Source organism: Agrobacterium tumefaciens str. B6, assembly GCF_001541315.1.
GTDB lineage: Bacteria > Pseudomonadota > Alphaproteobacteria > Rhizobiales > Rhizobiaceae > Agrobacterium > Agrobacterium radiobacter.
Genome location: NZ_LMVK01000007.1, coordinates 16,727 through 34,072 on the forward strand (window position 1 = coordinate 16,727; position 17,346 = coordinate 34,072).

The following is a 17,346-nucleotide window of genomic DNA, read 5'->3' on the forward strand; positions in this document are numbered from 1 at the left end:
AACACCTCTACGCCAATCGCAAAAATTAAATAACCAAATAACCGTTCATAATACTGAAAATGACCATACAAAATCCGGCGCCCAGAATTGTAAAGACAATCCACTCCAGACGGTTAAATATATTCATACTTTGCTCAGTTCTAGCCATGAAGAAAAGCAAAGTACCTGGAGCATATATCAAGGTTGTAAGAAGGAGATACTTCACTCCGGCCGCATAGATAAGTCCGGCGGTGTAGATCAGTGCGATAAGTGACTGTATCGTTTCAGTCCGATTGAGCTTGCCTTTGATCAGTGCGCCATTGCGCTGCAAGTTCGTTTTCACGCCGAATGCCGCAACAAGCAGGTACGGCACAAGGATCATGGAGCTTGTCATTGCGACAGCGAGCATGAACGCATAGTTCGAAAACATCGATACGATCAGAAACAGCTGGACAATAATGTTCGTCAGCCAGAGCGCATTGGCCGGAACGCCAGACCTGTTTTCCCTGGCGAGAAACTTTGGCATGGTCTTGTTTGTCGCCGCGGAATAGAGGATTTCCGCCGCCAGAAGCACCCAGGCGATATAAGCGCCGGCGACAGATATGACCAGGCCGATACTGACGAAGACCGCTCCCCAAGGTCCCGTGGCCGCTGCCAGCACCCCTGCCATTGACGGGTTGCGCAACTGTGCCAACTCTTCCTTGGGCATGATCCCATATGAGAGCAGTGTGACGGCCAGCATCAGAGCAAGAACGAACAGAAAGCCGGTGACCGTGGCGGTTCCAACATCGGCGCGCTTTCGCGCGTATCTCGAATAAACGCTCGCGCCCTCTATCCCGACAAATACGAAAACGGTGACCAGCATCGTATTTCTGACCTGGCTGGCAAGCGGCCCTAATCCGGCTTCGCTGGCGCCCCAGAAATTTTCACGAAAAGTCTCCCAATCGAAGGCCATCAGGACCAGCAGGAGAAACGCGAAGATCGGCAGGAGCTTGGCTATTGTCACCACGGTATTGAGCGCCGCCGCCTGCCGGATACCTCTCAGGATCAGACTGTGAAACACCCACAGCAATACGGACGATGTCGCAACCGCAATCAACGTGTTGCCATCACCAAAGGCTGGGAAAAACAGACCGAGCGTCGATTTCACCAGAATGAAATAAGTCACGTTTCCGAGAAGAGCCGCTGCCCAGTAACCAAGCGCCGAGAGAAAGCCGAGATAGTCTCCAAAGCCTTCCTTCGCATACATGAAGATGCCGGCATCCAGGTCCGGACGCCGCTGCGCCAGGGCTTGGAAAACGAACGCCACCATGAGCATGCCAATTCCGGCGATGGTCCAGGCGATAATCGCGCCAAACGGTCCGGTCGCCTTTCCGAATGCCTGCGGCAGCGAAAATATCCCGGCGCCGACCATGGAGCCGACGACCATGCCCGTCAACGTTACCAGCGACAGCTTTGCGTCATCTTTTCCGGACATGGTTCATTCCCCCTCGCCTGCCATCGGTTGCCGGGGTTGCGCGTGCCTGCCAAACCAGGACGACTTGATCCTTTCCCGCGTGGTCTGAACAAGGACGTATAGAAGTGGAATGATCAGAATGCCGACCAAAGTGCCGACCAGCAGGCCGCCGAAGATCGAGACGCCGATCGCCTGTCGGCTTGCCGCTCCGGCTCCCGTCGCAAAAACCAGTGGAAGCACGCCGAGAACGGACGCCATCGCCGTCATGAAGACGGGCCGGAAACGCTGGAATGTGGCCAACCGTGCAGCCTCGGTAATCTCGAGGCCCGCCTCCCGCCGGTCCTTGGCAAATTCGACAATCAGAATTGCATTCTTGGCCGCAAGCCCTATCAGGAGAACCAGTCCGATCTGTGCGTAGACATTCAGATCCAGACCCGCAATCAGGAGGCTGCACAGCGCGCCGGCCGCAGCAGCAACTACGGAAAATATGACGGCTAACGGCACCGACCAGCTCTCATACTGGGCGACGAGGAACAGGTAGGTGAAGACAACGCCCATGATGAGCAGCACGGCGGTTTGCGCGCCAGCCTGCCGTTCCTGCAACGCCAGCCCGGTCCATTCGAAACCAAATCCCGCAGGAAGCGCCTCAGCGGCGACATTCTCCATCGCGACAAGCGCTTCTCCCGTGCTCACGCCCGGACCCGGCTGGCCGTTGATCGCGGCAGCGGGAAAAAGATTGTACCGGTTGATGGAGCTTGGGCCGTATATCGTGGAAACAGACGCCACGGCCTGTATTGGCACGAGCGCACCGTTTGAAGACCGCACTCTGAGACGCTGGATGTCCTCGACACGAGAGCGGAATTGACCGTCGTTTTGCAACCGCACCTGAAAGACGCGGGAGGAAAGATTGAAATCATCGATATAGGCAGAACCAAGCTGCGCCTGCGCGGCGCTGAAAATGGCCGCCGGCGATACGCCATATAGTTCCGCCCGGTTTCGGTCGATATCCATGAATAATTGCGGCGAATCCGCCGAGAATGTGCTGAACACCCCAGCAAGATCGGGGCTCTGATTTGCTTTGCCTATGAGGCCGCGCATAACCTGACCAAGCTCGTCCGGCTGCTGCCCATCGCGCGCCTGCAGCCGGAAATCGAAACCGCCCGTGGTGCCCAGTCCAGGTATCGCGGGTGGATTGAAAGCAACGACGGAGGCGTTGGAAAATACCGTGAAATCGCCTCTGAGTTTCCGCAGGATAGCATCGGCGCTTTCGTCCGGGCCACGCTCGCTCCACGGCTTCAAGGCAGCAATCACCATGCCGGCGTTCGACCCGCCCCCTCCCATGAGGCTCATGCCTGAAATACCGATGACGTTTTCAACGCCGGGCGTGTTGCGCAGAATTGTCTGGACCTGCGCCACGGCCTGTTCCGTCCGCCCGATCGCTGCGGCATTCGGGAGCTGGACATTTGTGAAAAGATAGCCCTGATCCTCCGAAGGGATGAAACCCGTCGGCAGCACACGCACCAGTGCATAGGTCCCGGCGAAAATCCCAAGGATGACCAGGATCGACACGACAAAACGCGTCGACAGCGCAAGGAGCATCCGGATGTAGAAATCCCTGATCCAGCCCAATGAAGAATTGAACCTTTCAAAGACCTTCGCCCGTTTCGCCGGCGGCGGCTTCAGCAGCATGGCACATAGCGCCGGGCTGAGAGTGAGGGCATTGATCGTCGAAAAGCTGATCGTCACCAATATCGTGACTGCAAACTGCCGATAGAGCTGTCCGGTTATTCCCGGCAGAAAGGATACGGGAACAAACAATGCCGCAAGCACAAGCGTCGTTGCGATGATCGGGCCCGTAACCTGTTCCATTGTCCTGAGCGTCGCATCGGTAATCGACAGCCCTTCTTCCTGCATGACGCGCTGCGCATTTTCCGCCACGATGATCGCGTCATCCACGACAAGGCTGATCGCCAGAACCATTGCGAACAATGTGATCGTGTTTGCAGAGTAGCCAATGAAATAAAGAACGGTAAAAGCGCCGATCAACGAAACCGGAATCGTGAGTGTCGGGAGGATTGTGGCCCGCCAATCCTGCAGGAAGACATAGACAACCGCGACCACCAGAACGAATGTTATGGCGAGGGTTATGATGATTTCCTGGATCGTCGCGTTGAGAAAGCTCGTTGTGTCGAAGACTAAGGTATAAGCGATGTCTTCAGGGAACTGCTGCTGCAAACGCTCCAGTTCGGCTCTCGCGGCCTGAGATACCGACAAGGCATTTGCATCGGCCGATTGATAAAGAACAATCGTCGCGCTCGGCCTTCCGTTGAAGGTCGACACGGTGTCATAGGACTGAGCCCCAAGCTCGACCCTCGCCACATCACGCAATCTCACGATCGCCCCGTCGCTGTTGGTGCGGACAACGATGTTGCCGAATTCCGAGGGATCGCTCAGCCTGCCCTTTGCAAGTATGGTGAGCTGCAATTGTTGTCCGTCCGAGATCGGCGGCGAGCCAATCTGGCCAGCGGACGCCTGGGCGTTCTGGGCTTGGATTGCAGCGCCAAGATCAGCCGCGGTAACACCCAGCGCCTCCATGCGATCGGGGTTCATCCAGATTCGCATGCTGTAGGCGGGGCCAAAGACGCCGGCGTCTCCAACACCCGAAATGCGGGCCAACGCATCCCTGATGTTGATCGAGGCATAATTGCTGACAAAGAGCGCATCCTTGGTGCCCTTCGGCGAATAGATCGCGACCCCCATCAACATGCTTGAGGACCGGCTTCTGACCGTGACGCCGGTTTGCGAAACCACCGCCGGCAAACGCGGCGTCGCCGTCGCCACCCTGTTTTGCACGTTGATCTGCGCAATTTCGGGATCCGTCCCGACGGCAAATGTAACGGTGAGCGAATAGGTGCCGTTGTTGGTGCTGGATGAAGACATGTAGAGCATACCTTCAACACCATTCACCTGCTCCTCGATCAGAGCCCCCACGCTTTCCGCCATGACATTGGCGTTGGCGCCGGGATAACTCGCAGAAACCTGTATTTCGGGAGGTGTGATCGGTGGAAATTGCGTGACCGGGATCTGCGTCATCGCAAGGGCGCCGGCAATCACCATGACGATCGCGATAACCATCGCAAAGCGGGGAAGCCGGATGAAGCTTCCGGGGCCTATCATGGTTTCGTTCCCGCGCCGCCGGTATCCCCGGGCATCACTTTGAGCGGCATACCCTCGGCAACACTCTGGAGGTTTCCCGTAATAAGCCGCTCGCCACCGGCGAGACCTTCCTCCACGATCCAGTTGCCGGATATTTCGTTATCAGCCTTGATGCGGCGCAATTCTGCACGATCGCCTGCACCGGCGACGAGCACATATTTCCCCTCTTGATCCTGCTGTACGACCTCCTGCGGAACCACCGGTTTCATCACGGGCGCTCCCTCAGTCACGACAACAGTCACGAACTGGTTGGGCACGAGCAAAGCATCCGGGTTGGCAAACAACGCCCGTACGGCCAGCGTCCCGGTCTGCATATCAACCTGATTGTCGAGGAACTCGATCTCGCCCGTCTGAATGTAAATCTGGCCATTGGACAAACGCAGGCTGGTCTTGAAGTGCCTCGCAAGCTCTTCCTTGGAAACTCCGCCGGCGGCGGCGCGCAGGTCGAGGATAGAGCGATCACTTATCGAAAAAACCACCCGAATTGGATCCATCTGGACCACGCGAGCAAGCACAGTCGTGGCGTTGGCCACAAAGCCGCCAACGGAAACGTGCGAGACACCTATCCTCCCCTGGATCGGCGAGGAAATTTTTGTGTAGCTGAGGTTCAGCCTGGCTTGGCTGACCTTCACATCGGCAGAACGAAGACTGGCGGCTGCGGAATCGCGTGCGGCCTGACTTTGCTCGAGAACCGCCTGGGAAACGCTGCCTCTGGCGAGTGAAAGGTTCCGGCTGAGGCTTTGTTCGGCGTTCACGAGGCTGGATTGCGCGGCGTCACGCGTAGCCTGCGCATCGTCCAGCGCCAGCTGATAGCCGTCCTGCTCGATTACATACAAGGGCTGGCCAATAGTGACCATCTGCCCTTCCTGAAACGTTCGTTGCTGGATAAATCCCGGCACCCTCGCGAGGATATCCACCGAATTCGCCGCCTCTACCCGGCCAACGAATTCGTATTTCGGAGAGACATTCATCAATAGTACTGGAACAACCTCTACGCTCTGAAGTGGCTGCGCGTTGAGATCGAAAGAAACCGCCGAGAATAACAGGGCTGCACACAGCCATCTCAATCTTGGGATAGTGATGAAGTTACATTGGCGCATTCAACTCACACTCCATCTTTAGCTGACAGACAACTGCCGACTATCGATCTTGGCTACAGAGTTATTGCGGTAAGCCGCAGATGCACGTTTAAAACCAAAGAATGCAGGTACTTAGAACTGCATCCACTCACAATTTCATCTACCGGATACTAGCTGTAACGCAAAAAAAATATGACACAACTACAAGAAGTAGTGAGTTAGTCGTCTCCCGCAGAAGAAGGGTTGACGTCGCTGGTCTCCGCAACATGGCGCGACGAACCGTGTGTCGTCGCGATGATCTTCATGGCAGCCGCGAGGAGAAGGATGGAAACCGGCAACACCAGTGCATTCCAATCGGGCATCTCCTCCAATTCCGCGACCAGCGTCACGAAGTGCACGACGAGATAAAGAATGATCATCTGAAAGAAGAGATTCTTGAGTTCGGCGACGCCTTCTATCAGCATCCAGCGAGGGAGTTGCGCTCTCCAGTTCGCGGTTGAACTGACAACGAAACCGACCGTGATTGCACAGCCGAAAATCACGAGAACAACAGCGAAGAGCAATTTGTCGACGCCCTGCAACACCGCTGCGACAATTACCTGATCGGGGTTCGTCCGAACCTGGACGAAGGCTTTGCCGATGGCCGACAAACCTTCCCAGAACATAAGCGACGAGGCTGCAATCACGCCGACAGACGCAAGGGCCATGACGTATCGAAGGCTTAGCAGAAGTGTCAACATGCCCCATCTCCCCGCAAGTGCGCCGGACTTCCAACTTCCTGCATGCTTTGCAGACACTGTGCCTCAACTATGATCGGCACTGCAAGAATGCTGCAGCACCCAATATAATTCATGAAATCTTGGGGTCGACTTCATCAGTTTCATAAGTGTTTCTATGCTGGACACATTCGGAAAATCTGGAGTTTAGACTTGTAACGCGTGTAAAAATCGGCGGGTGGCGCACTTGATCAATGACCTCATCCCTTGGCTCCATGACACGTTGTCCATCTCGGTTCGCTTGATTGCGGCCGTTGTATTCGGAACGATAATCGGCCTCGAGCGACAATGGCGACAAGGCATGACCGGGCTGACAACGCATGCGCTTGTCGCCTTTGGCGCCGCAGCCTATTGCGCGCTGCCTGCAATACTCAACGTCAACGAAGACATCAGAATGGGTGGCCAGGTCGTCACGGGAATAGGTTTTCTTGGCGCCGGCTTGATCATGCGCGACGGCCATAACATCCGTGGGCTCAGCACGTCAGCAACTGTCTGGGCGACCGGAGCGATCGGCGTTTTGGCCGGCTACGGAGAACTGTTCGAAGCGGCCGAAGCCACGCTCCTGATCTTGCTGATCAATATAACGTCTCCCAAATTGGTCCGGCTGGTTGCAAGGGTCGTTCCGCATGGTCCAATCACCACACAACAACATACGATCGAGGTTCGCACGGCCGCCGAAAACGAAGCCGAGGTCCGGGCGCGCCTGATGGCACAGATCGGAGATCACCAGCTATCGGTCAAATCGCTTGCACGGCGCAGTAACTCGCTTGATCAGACGATTACCATCGAGATCGTTATTTCAGGCGAAGTGATCGATACCGAAGTCGTCAGCGCGCTTGTTCAATCACTCAGCCTTTCCCCAACAGTCCTCTATTGCGCTTACAGATAACGCATTCAATCCGCATGTGGAGAGAACCTACCGCAGCTGCGGCGTCGGGTGGATACCTTCAAACCGTTGGCATGGCCCTCACTGGCCTCGAAAACGGCATCCGTTGCATACCGCCAGTCATTGCGCTATTTTGGCCCCGTCGGAAAAGGCAGACTTGGTTTGGTAAGCCCAAGTCCTTCTGGTAACGGAAGCTCTGGTCTTTGGCCTCTGGTCGGAGATCCCCGCGACGAACGAAGGATGCATTGTGCATCCATCTGTTCGTCCGTGTGGGTCTCGGGTTGGAGAAACGCTCCGGTCGAATATCGACTTTAAGGAGCCCGACCGTGCATATACCCTCTATTTGTTTTCATGACGTCCTGATCGCCGGCGCTGGCCCGGTCGGCCTGTTTCTCGCCTGCGAGTTAAGGCAGGCCGGTTGCTCGGTGCTGGTTCTCGAAGCATCGCCATATCCGGATTCACCCCTGAAACGGCCTCCCTTCGGCCTGCGCGGCCTGACGGTGCCGACGATCGAAAGCCTTGATCGACGCGGTCTGCTCGAGGCGATCAAAGAGCGGGAGGCCGGCCGTGATACGCCTGGGACGGCGCACTGGATGAAAGGGCAGCGGCGGCCCGCCGGGCATTTCGCGGGCATCCAGTTTTTTCACGACCAGATCGACGCGCAACGCTGGCCTTATCGCCTTGCCGGTTCGGCCAGCAGCCTTGCCACCGATATGGCGAGTATAGAGACCGTTCTGGCGGCGCGGGCCGAGGCTCTGGGCGTCGAGATACGGCGTGGGTTTGCCGTGGAAGGCTTCAAGCAATCCGAGGAGGATATCGCCGTTCAGGCGGGCGGCGCGGTGTTTCGGGGCCGCTGGCTTGTCGGCGCCGATGGCGCTCGCAGCATAGTGCGTAAGGTGGCAGGGATCGCTTTTGCCGGCACTGAACCCGAATTCACCGGCTATTCCGCGCAGGTCGAACTGGCCGATGCCGGGGCGCTGAAGCCCGGCCGCCACTATACCGCTGCTGGCATGTACATGTTCACGCCAACAGGTACGATCGCCATGGCCGATTTCGACGGTGGCGCCTTTCATCGTTCCGCACCAATCACGCGCGAGCATGTCGAAGCCGTGCTGCGCAGGGTCTCGGGCACGGATGTTTCGGTAACAAGGCTTGATCTGGCCACGACATGGACCGACCGCGCCTTCATGGCGGCGGAGTATCGCCGCAAGCGCGTGCTGCTGGCGGGCGATGCCGCCCACATTCACTCGCCGCTGGGCGGCCAGGGGCTCAATCTCGGCCTTGGTGACGCGATGAACCTTGGCTGGAAACTCGCTGCGGTCATCCGCGGCGACGCATCGCCGGACCTGCTCGACAGCTATGCCAGCGAGCGCCAACCCATAGCCTCGCAGGTTCTGGACTGGTCGCGTGCGCAGGTGGCGCTGATGCGGCCCAGCCGAAGCTCGCGGGCGCTGGAAGGCATCATCCGCGATCTCGCCGCCACGCGCGATGGCGCAACCTATTTCGCCGAGCGCGTCTGGGGCATCGGTATCCGCTACGATCTTGGCTCTCCCCAAGCCCTTGTCGGCCGCAGCGCGCCGGATTTCGCGCTCCTTGACGGCACAAGACTGAATGAGCACCTGCGGAGCTGCCATGCGGTGCTACTCGATTTCGATGCGCGCCCAATGCTCGGCAATGTCGCGGAACGCTGGTCTGATCGGCTAGACTACGTTGCGGTGGATGCCGAAGATCGAATGGGACTGAGTGCCTTGCTGGTACGCCCCGATGGCATTGTCGCATGGGCCTGTGACGCCACCCCCGACGAGGCGGAACTTGAAGAGAGTATCGTTCGCTGGCTGGGCGTCTCGGTTCTGGAACTGGAGCGCCCCGATTGTGGATAGGACGGCGTGATGGGATCAAGCGGATTTTGAGATCAGCGAGCGAAACCGTTCGGTCATTTCGGGATTGGCGGGATTATAGACCATCATGTTGAGATCCGAGCGTCCCTCCACCGCAAAGCTTGAAAACTCCAGTTCGATCGTTCCGAGAACCGGGTGGTGGAGGCGCTTGAGGCCCTCATGCATGCTTGTGACCTCATTGTCATCCCACATGGCCTTGAATTCGGGGCTGGCAGCAGAGAGCTCATCGACCAGTTGCTGGATGCCGGCCCCAGCACCGGCGCGCGCAGCATCCGCCCGGAACGCGCCGACGACATAACGGGCGACATTGCGCCAGTCCTCCTGGGCGGTGCGCACCCGTTCATCGGAGAAGATCAGACGCAGAATGTTGCGGTTCTCCCTCGCCAGTTTGCTGTAATCCGTCAGGATGAGGGCGGCGGCCCGGTTCCATGCCAGAACATCCCATGTCGCCGTCCTGATGATGGCGGGGCTGAAGGGCAAGGCGTCTAGCACGCCCTGTAGCCGGGGCGTTATGGTCTTGGGCCGACGGTAACGCTGCTCGGGCGGATGTCCGAAGGCCAGTATATGCAGGTGATCGCGCTCGGGATCGGTCAGCATCAATCCCTTGGCGATGCGATCCAGCACATCCGCCGAGGGCGAACCGCCACGACCCTGTTCCAGCCAGGTATACCAGGTCGGACTTATGTTGGCGCGCTGGGCAACCTCTTCCCGGCGCAGGCCCGGTGTGCGGCGGCGGCCGATGGGAAAACCGAAGGTTGCGGGATCAAGCCGCAGGCGACGATCGCGCAGGAAGGTGCTGAGTGCATTGTCCGTCATTGCCTTTCCTCGCCGCAGCCTGTTGAGAATTATACCATGATAAGGTCACTACTTTAACAGGACAATTCTTCATGAGATCACCTCTCCCGTCAACGCGGGAGATTTATATGCGTGTTTTTCTGACAGGTGCCACCGGGTTCATCGGCTCCCGGATTCTTCGCGAACTGCTGGCGAGTGGCCATGAGGTGACCGGTCTCACCCGCTCGGAGGCCGGCGCAAGAGCGTTGCAGGCCGCAGGCGCTTCCGCCCATATTGCCACGCTGGAAGATGCGGCAGGGCTTGCCGCGGGTGCGGAAACTGCCGATGCCGTCATCCATACGGCTTTCGATCATGATTTTGCGAATTTTGCCGCCAATTGCGAAAAGGATCGCCGGGTGATCGCGGCGCTGGGCTCTGTATTGGCTGGCTCCGAACGGCCGATGCTCATCACCTCAGGGGTCGGCATGGGTGATCCCGGCAATGGCGAACCTGCACGGGAGAATGTGTTCGACACGCATCATTTCAACCCGCGCATCGCCTCCGAACTGGCGGGCCAGGAGCTATTGCAGGCGGGCGTCAATCTCGGCGTCATCAGGCTTCCGCAGGTGCATGACACGGTGAAGCAGGGTCTCATCTCGCCCTATATCGAGATGTCGCGCGACAAAGGCGTCGTCGCTTATGTCGAAGACGGCGGCAATCGCTGGTCGGCTGGTCATGTGGACGATGTGGCAAAGCTATACGTGATGGCGCTCGTTCGGGGTGAACGGGGTGCTCGATATAATGCCGTGGCGGAAGAAGGCGTTGTCGTGCGCGATATTGCCGGGACCGTTGCCGAGGGGCTGGGGCTGCCACTCGTTTCCATAGGCAAAGATGAGGCCGCCGGCCATTTCGGCTGGTTTGCCCTGTTCGCTTCGATGGATCTCAGGGCCTCCAGCGCCCTGACACGGAAGAAGCTCGGCTGGGCGCCGAAAGGGCCGAACCTGCTCGAGGACCTCAGAGCCATGGCCTACTAATCTGGGGGCAGGCGCCCGCTGAGGCGGACGCCCGCCTCCAGCACCAGTTGCGGCGCAGACGGGCCCCGACAACGTTAAAGACGGGAACGAAGAGCACCGCCAGCACGGTCGCCGAAATCATGCCGCCGAAAAGGCCGGTGCCGATGGCGTTCTGCGTCTCCGAACTCGCGCCCTTGGCGATGACAAGCGGCACGATGCCGAGCGTGAACGCGAGCGATGTCATCACGATCGGCCGCAGGCGCAGGCGTGATGCCGCAATGACGGCATCAGTAAGCGTCTGCCCCTCCTGCTGGCGTTTTCGGGCAAATTCCACGATCAGCACGGCATTTTTTGCCGAAAGCCCGATGAGCGTGATCAGGCCGACCTTGAAGAACACGTCGTTCTCCAGCCCGCGCAGATGCACCGCAATGACAGCGCCGATAATGCCGAGCGGCACGACAAGCATGACGGAAAGCGGCACAGTCCAGCTTTCGTAAAGTGCTGCAAGAACAAGGAAAACGATGAGGAACGAAAACGCCATCAGCATGGGCGCCTGCGCACCGGACTGGCGTTCCTGCAGCGATTGACCGGTCCACTCAACCGCAAAGCCCTTGGGCAATTTGGCTGCGAGCCGTTCCATTTCTTCCATCGCCTTACCGCTGGATACGCCCAATGCGGCGGAGCCGGAAATGCTGGTCGAGGGATAGCCGTTATAGCGGGTGAACTGCAGCGGCATTGTCGACCATTGCGGCGTGACGATTTCCGAAAGGCGAACCATCTTGTCGGCATCGTTGCGGACGTGGAGGTTGAGCACGTCATCCACCTGCATGCGGCTTGCGGCCCTGGCCTGCACGATCCCCTGCTGCAGGCGTCCATCGCGCGGGAAATCATTGACATAGGTCGAACCAATGGCCCCGCCGAGCGTATCGGCGATGGTCGAGTAGGACACGCCGAGCGCGCTCGCTTTCTGCCGGTCCACGTTCACGGTGACGCTCGGGCCGCTGGGAAGACCATCGATGCGGACATCGGTCACGAGCTTGCTCTCCGCCGCAAGCCGGGTCAGTTGGGCCGCAGCCTCGCCGAGCGCATTCGCCCCGTGGTTGGCGCGGTCCTGCAGCCGCAACGCAAAGCCCGATGTCGTGCCGAGCTCATCTATTGCGGGCGGCTTGAGGCTGAATATCTGCCCCTCGTCGGCGGCCGCCATCGCGCTCGTCGCAGCGCCGACTTCGTCGTCCACGCCTGTCTTGCGCTCGCCCCATTCCTTGAGCGTGGTGAAGGACATCGCCGTGTTCGGGCCTGAGCCCGAGAAACCAAAACCCATCACCGTCAGATTATTGGCGATGTCAGGCCGGGTCTTGACGTGATTTTCGAAGAGGTCGACGACGACGCGGGTGCGCTCGGCCGTGACCTCCGCCGGCAGGGTGAAGGATGTCATGAAGGAACCCTGGTCCTCATCCGGCACAAAGGCCGTCGAGAGCGTGCCATATCCATAGGCAACCGCGCCGATGATAGCGAGGTAAACCACCATGGTACGCCCGGTCTTGCGCACAAGGATGGCGACCCAGCCGGCATAACGCGCGGTCAGGCGCTCAAAGGCGCGGTTGAACCAGCCGAAGAAACCTTTCTTCTGATGGTGATCGTGACCGACCGGCTTCAGCAGGGTCGCGCACAGAGCGGGCGTGAGGCTGAGGGCCAGAAATGCCGAGAACAGGATCGATACGGCCATCGAGACGGTAAATTGCCGGTAGATCGCTCCAACCGAACCGGAGGCCATGCCCATCGGCAGGAAGACGGCGGTCAGGACCAGCGTGATGCCGATGACCGCGCCGGATATTTCCGTCATCGCCTTGCGCGTCGCTTCAAGCGGCGACAGGCCCTCCTGAGCCATCAGGCGCTCGACATTTTCAACGACCACGATGGCGTCATCGACAATGATGCCGATTGCCAGAACCATGCCGAACATGGTGAGAGCGTTGATCGAATAGCCGATCGCCAGCATGACCGCGAATGTGCCGAGAAGCGCGATCGGCGCAACGATGGCGGGAATAAGCGTGTAACGCAGGTTCTGGAGAAACAGCAGCATGATCAGGAAAACCAGGACCATGGCCTCGGCGAGCGTCTGGACTACCTTCTCTATCGAAACCTTCACGAAGGGTGCCGTATCATAGGAGATGGCGAATTCCATTCCCTCCGGCATGGTCGTGGAAAGCTCCGCCAGACGCTCCCTCACACCGGTGGAGGTGCTCACCGCATTGGCGCCGGGCGTCATCTGAATGGCAGCGGCCGTCGCAGGTTTGCCGCCATCGAGGATGGAGAAGCTCGATGTCTGTGATCCGACTTCGATTGTCGCTACGTCTCCCAGTGTCAGCCTGGAGCCATCCGGGTTAGAACGCAGAATGATCTGCGCGAATTCATCGGGCGTCTGCAATTGACCGCTTACGCTGAGCGGCACGCTGACCTTCTGGCCCGGCACGGTTGGCGTTTCACCCAGACGGCCGGGGGCGACCTGAATATTCTGCGACTGTATGGCCTGTGTCGCCTCGGCCATCGAGATGGAATGGGCCACAAGGCGGACGGGATCGAGCCAGATACGCATCGCCGCTTCGGACCCGAAGGATTGCACGCGACCGACACCGCCGACACGTTTCAGTTCCGGCGCAATGTTGCGGACGAGATAATCATCGAGAGCGAGAGCGTCGAGCGAGCCGTCCCTCGATTTCAGCGAAACGATCATCAGAAATCCTGACGATGCCGATTCCACCGTCAGTCCGGCGCGGCGGACCTGTTCCGGCAGGCGCGGTTCCACGGCCTTCAGCCGGTTTTGAACATCCACCTGCGCAAGCTCGGGATTGGTGCCCGGCTTGAAGGTGACGGTAATGGTGGCCGAACCCGAGGAGTCGGCGGATGAATCGAAATAGAGGATGTTTTTCGCGCTCGAAAGTTCGCGTTCGATCAGGCTCGTCACGCTGTCATTGATCGTCTGCGGCGTGGCGCCGGTATAGGTGGCGTAGATCGAAACGCTGGGCGGAGCGATGACGGGAAACCGTGAGACGGGCAGTTGCGGGATGGACATCACCCCCGCGATCACGATCAGAATGGCGATGACCCAGGCGAAAACAGGCCTGTTGATGAAAAACTGCGGCATGATCTGTCCGCTCCTTAGGTTCGGGTCTCTGGGGCGGCAGGGGAAAAGGGCGACGTTTCAAGCGGCTGTCCGCCCTGGACGCGATCCTGCCCCAGAACGACGATGGTTTCTCCGGCGGCAAGGCCTCCCGTGACGACGTATCGACCGTCGGCCAGCGGCCCCAGTTCCACCGCGCGGCGCGCACCGGTCTTGTCTGCGCCGACAACAACGATCTGCGGCCGTCCGGCCGGATCGCGGATGATTGCTTCCTGCGGCACGCGGATCGCAGCGCCGTATATGGCGCGCGGAACCATCGCGCGGATATACATGCCCGGAAGCAGCTGTTCCTCCGGGTTTGGAACGAGGATGCGAATGCCGAGGCTGCCCGTGGCGCTGTCGACGGAGATGTCGGAGAACAGGACCTTTCCATCGTGGCCGAACGGCTTGCCGGCGATGGTGATGATCTTCACCGGAAGCTCGTCCGGATTTTCGGTCCCTGCCCCGGAAGCCGTGTCACGCAGGGCCTCCGGGCTCATCGCGGACTGGCGAACATCCACATAGACCAGATCGATCTGCTGAATGACCGCCAATGGTGCAGTTGCCGAGGATGAGGCAAGTCCGCCTTCGCTCATGAAGGACTGGCCAATGACCCCACTGATCGGGCTGCGCAGCGTCGCATAGGAAAGCTCCAGCTTTCGCCGGGCGAGAATGGCGCCCGCTTCCGCGACATTCGCCTTCGCCTGCGCAAGGGCGGCGGTGGCGTTATTGAAGGATTCCGCACTGGTGATCTCGCGCGAAGACAGCGATCTGGCGCGCTCGTATTTAACCTGTGCGTTCAGAAGTTCCGCCTCCGCCCGCGCCAGCACGGCGGTTGCAGCGTCTACATCGGCTGAAAAAGGTGCGGGATCGATCTGGAAAAGCGGTGTGCCGGCTTCCACGAAGGCACCTTCCGTGAAGAGCTTCTTCTGGATGATGCCACTCACCTGCGCCCGGATCTCCGCCGTGCGGTAGGCCGACACCCTGCCGGGCAGTTCGTCGTAGACCGTCACGGGTTCCGGCTGAACGGTCATGACGCTGACGCGTGCGGGCGGCGTCGTTTCGGCGGCACCACCGGCACCCGTTCCGTTATCGCTGCAGGCACAGAGAAGAAAGATCGGCAGGCACAGCGCGCCAAGTTTCCAGAAGTATGATCCGCGTCGCATGAGTATCCACCATCCATTTTAAACAACGAGCTCGATGGCGGCTATCTAGGCTCTGTGCATTTGCGCTTTGTGGAGGTTTTGTTGCGGCTTTGTGGAGGCCGGCACCCAATACTCGACGGCGTGGCCGTTCGGTGGCATGGATGTATCAAGGAGTTTGAAGACGATGGCAGAACTAGTTTTGATCGCTGAAGACGACATGAAGATCGCCGGCATTCTCGAAGCCTATTTTACCCGCGAAGGTTTCCGCACCGTGCATGCCCGTGACGGCAAGGTGGCGCTGGAACTTCATCGCGCCCTGAAACCAGATATCGTGCTGGCGGATGTCTCCATGCCGCGGCTGGATGGCTGGGAGGTTCTGGCGGAGATACAAAGGCGCGGCCATACGCCCGTCATCATGGTCACAGCACTGGACAAGGATGTTGATCGTCTTCAGGGGCTGCGCATCGGGGCGGATGACTACATCGTCAAGCCGTTCAATCCCATCGAAGTTGTCGCACGGGCAAAGGCGGTGCTGCGGCGCGCGGGGCTCAGGCAGGCGGGCGCCGTCGTTCGGGTCGGCAACCTGACCATCGATCTCGACAGCTACGAGGCAAAGATCGAAAAAGACGATGCCACCATTCGCCTGTCGCTGACATTGACCGAATTCAGGCTGCTGGCGCATCTTGCGCGCACGCCGACCAAGGCCTTTACACGCGGCGAGCTGGTCGATGCCTGCCTGCCCGGTTCGGATGCGCTGGACCGCACGATAGACAGCCACTTGAGCAAACTGCGCAAGAAACTCGAGCAGGCCGGTGGCGAAGGCATGCTGGCCAGCATTCGAGGTGTCGGTTATCGTCTGGCGGTCGAGCCATGATGCTGAAAAAAGGCCTCAGCCGCCAAATATTGCTGGCCATGTCATCAATGACGGTGATTGCCGGCCTGGTGGTCTTTTTCGGCACCTACATCGCCTTCAGCATCATCTTCTATTTTTATCCCTGGTCTGAAAGCGAGGACAACTGGCTGACGGGCGTTGATTTCATCATCCTCTCCGCCCTGATCTTCATCGCCCTCATCGTTGCCGCCATCGCCTCCGTCCGCTTGACCCGGCGCATTCTGCAGCCGCTCGAATCCCTCGCCCACAGCGCGAGACGCATCAAGGACGGCGATCTTTCGGCGCGCGCCCTGCCGGGTGATCATTCTTTGGGAGAGACAGCCCATCTCGTCGAGGACTTCAACGCCATGGCCCAGCGTCTGGAGGATATGGCGGCGGATATGAAGCTCTGGAATGCAACCATTGCCCACGAGTTGCGCACGCCGCTCACTATCCTCAAAGGTCAACTGCGCGGCATGATCGACGGTGTGTTCGAACCGGATGAGACGTCGCTTCAGGGTCTCGTGCTGCAGGTGGATTCCCTTGCCCGGCTTGTCGAGGATCTGCGCACCGTCACACTTGCCGATAGCGGCCATCTCGAGCTGCGTATCGAACCCGTGCGGCTGAAGGAAGAAATAGAGCAGCTTGCCGCCGTGCTGGAACAGGAATTGAGGCAGGAAGGTTTCGAGCTTCGGCTTCACCTCTCCGATATGGTGGTGCGGGCCGATACCATGCGCATTCGACAGGCCCTCCTTGCGCTCATCACCAATGCGCGCCGTTACGCCCTGGGCGGCGCGATCGACATAAGCCTTGGCGTTGAAAACCGTGTCACGGTCTTGCGGGTCACGGACGAAGGGCCCGGGCTTGACGGTGATATCGCTCCTTGCGCCTTCGAACCGTTTCGAAGGGGTAGCCAGACCGGCTTGACGGAAGAGAGCGGCAACGGGCTCGGCCTTTCCGTCGTTCGCGCAATCGTGGAGGCTCACGGCGGCAAGATACGTTATGCGCCATCTGAAAAAGGCGGCGCCATGTTCGAAATTTCGCTCGGTCAGCCAGTGTCCTGACCGCAACCAGCGCCCGCTGCCGGTTGCCA

Annotated in this window: 12 protein-coding genes; 5 read left to right on the top strand and 7 right to left on the bottom strand. The window is 59.2% G+C overall.

The genetic code is table 11. The features are described from left to right. Positions 1 to 25 precede the first annotated feature (25 nt). From ASB65_RS07215 to ASB65_RS07230, 4 genes are all read right to left on the bottom strand, one after another. A complete protein-coding gene (locus ASB65_RS07215; RefSeq protein ID WP_060723468.1) occupies positions 26 to 1,456 on the bottom strand; it encodes a basic amino acid/polyamine antiporter in 1,431 nt (476 codons plus the stop codon). Positions 1,457 to 1,459: 3 nt separating this feature from the next. Further along, positions 1,460 to 4,612, bottom strand: a complete 3,153-nt coding sequence (locus ASB65_RS07220; RefSeq protein WP_060723469.1) for an efflux RND transporter permease subunit — start codon at positions 4,610 to 4,612, stop codon at positions 1,460 to 1,462. After that, positions 4,609 to 5,751, bottom strand: a complete 1,143-nt coding sequence (locus ASB65_RS07225; RefSeq protein WP_060723470.1) for an efflux RND transporter periplasmic adaptor subunit — start codon at positions 5,749 to 5,751, stop codon at positions 4,609 to 4,611. The genes ASB65_RS07220 and ASB65_RS07225 overlap by 4 nt, the downstream gene beginning before the upstream one ends. 197 nt (positions 5,752 to 5,948) lie before the next feature. Next, positions 5,949 to 6,470 (bottom strand): YqhA family protein, encoded by a 522-nt coding sequence (locus tag ASB65_RS07230; RefSeq protein WP_060723471.1) that lies wholly within the window; start codon positions 6,468 to 6,470, stop codon positions 5,949 to 5,951. Positions 6,471 to 6,693: 223 nt separating this feature from the next. On the opposite strand from ASB65_RS07230, the gene ASB65_RS07235 reads away from it, so the two are divergent. Both ASB65_RS07235 and ASB65_RS07240 read left to right on the top strand, forming a co-directional pair. Further along, positions 6,694 to 7,395 (top strand): MgtC/SapB family protein, encoded by a 702-nt coding sequence (locus ASB65_RS07235; protein WP_223567897.1) that lies wholly within the window; start codon positions 6,694 to 6,696, stop codon positions 7,393 to 7,395. 323 nt (positions 7,396 to 7,718) lie between these two features. Then, complete coding sequence (locus tag ASB65_RS07240; RefSeq protein WP_060723473.1) at positions 7,719 to 9,272, top strand: FAD-dependent monooxygenase; 1,554 nt, start codon at positions 7,719 to 7,721, stop codon at positions 9,270 to 9,272. A 15-nt stretch (positions 9,273 to 9,287) separates the two neighbouring features. On the opposite strand, the gene ASB65_RS07245 is transcribed toward ASB65_RS07240, so the two are convergent. Continuing rightward, complete coding sequence (locus ASB65_RS07245; protein ID WP_003508242.1) at positions 9,288 to 10,106, bottom strand: helix-turn-helix transcriptional regulator; 819 nt, start codon at positions 10,104 to 10,106, stop codon at positions 9,288 to 9,290. 107 nt (positions 10,107 to 10,213) lie between these two features. Here ASB65_RS07245 and ASB65_RS07250 point away from each other — a divergent pair, with 107 nt between their 5' ends. After that, complete coding sequence (locus ASB65_RS07250; RefSeq protein WP_060723474.1) at positions 10,214 to 11,098, top strand: SDR family oxidoreductase; 885 nt, start codon at positions 10,214 to 10,216, stop codon at positions 11,096 to 11,098. Here the strand turns inward: ASB65_RS07250 and ASB65_RS07255 are convergent. Continuing rightward, complete coding sequence (locus ASB65_RS07255) at positions 11,079 to 14,222, bottom strand: multidrug efflux RND transporter permease subunit (protein WP_060723475.1); 3,144 nt, start codon at positions 14,220 to 14,222, stop codon at positions 11,079 to 11,081. The genes ASB65_RS07250 and ASB65_RS07255 overlap by 20 nt on opposite strands. A gap of 14 nt (positions 14,223 to 14,236) precedes the next feature. Then, positions 14,237 to 15,403, bottom strand: coding sequence for an efflux RND transporter periplasmic adaptor subunit (locus ASB65_RS07260; RefSeq protein ID WP_060723476.1), 1,167 nt, complete (start codon positions 15,401 to 15,403; stop codon positions 14,237 to 14,239). Positions 15,404 to 15,566: 163 nt separating this feature from the next. Between ASB65_RS07260 and ASB65_RS07265 the strand changes: the two genes are divergently transcribed. Both ASB65_RS07265 and ASB65_RS07270 read left to right on the top strand, forming a co-directional pair. After that, positions 15,567 to 16,256, top strand: a complete 690-nt coding sequence (locus ASB65_RS07265) for a response regulator (RefSeq protein WP_003508238.1) — start codon at positions 15,567 to 15,569, stop codon at positions 16,254 to 16,256. Next, complete coding sequence (locus ASB65_RS07270; RefSeq protein WP_060723477.1) at positions 16,253 to 17,317, top strand: ATP-binding protein; 1,065 nt, start codon at positions 16,253 to 16,255, stop codon at positions 17,315 to 17,317. The genes ASB65_RS07265 and ASB65_RS07270 overlap by 4 nt, the downstream gene beginning before the upstream one ends. Positions 17,318 to 17,346: the final 29 nt, after the last annotated feature.

Coding starts and splice junctions, on each gene's coding strand:
- ASB65_RS07215 (WP_060723468.1), bottom strand. CDS start 1,456: ATGTCCGGAAAAGATGACGCAAAGCTGTCGCTGGTAACGTTGACGGGC.
- ASB65_RS07220 (WP_060723469.1), bottom strand. CDS start 4,612: ATGATAGGCCCCGGAAGCTTCATCCGGCTTCCCCGCTTTGCGATGGTT.
- ASB65_RS07225 (WP_060723470.1), bottom strand. CDS start 5,751: ATGCGCCAATGTAACTTCATCACTATCCCAAGATTGAGATGGCTGTGT.
- ASB65_RS07230 (WP_060723471.1), bottom strand. CDS start 6,470: ATGTTGACACTTCTGCTAAGCCTTCGATACGTCATGGCCCTTGCGTCT.
- ASB65_RS07245 (WP_003508242.1), bottom strand. CDS start 10,106: ATGACGGACAATGCACTCAGCACCTTCCTGCGCGATCGTCGCCTGCGG.
- ASB65_RS07250 (WP_060723474.1), top strand. CDS start 10,214: ATGCGTGTTTTTCTGACAGGTGCCACCGGGTTCATCGGCTCCCGGATT.
- ASB65_RS07255 (WP_060723475.1), bottom strand. CDS start 14,222: ATGCCGCAGTTTTTCATCAACAGGCCTGTTTTCGCCTGGGTCATCGCC.
- ASB65_RS07260 (WP_060723476.1), bottom strand. CDS start 15,403: ATGCGACGCGGATCATACTTCTGGAAACTTGGCGCGCTGTGCCTGCCG.
- ASB65_RS07265 (WP_003508238.1), top strand. CDS start 15,567: ATGGCAGAACTAGTTTTGATCGCTGAAGACGACATGAAGATCGCCGGC.
- ASB65_RS07270 (WP_060723477.1), top strand. CDS start 16,253: ATGATGCTGAAAAAAGGCCTCAGCCGCCAAATATTGCTGGCCATGTCA.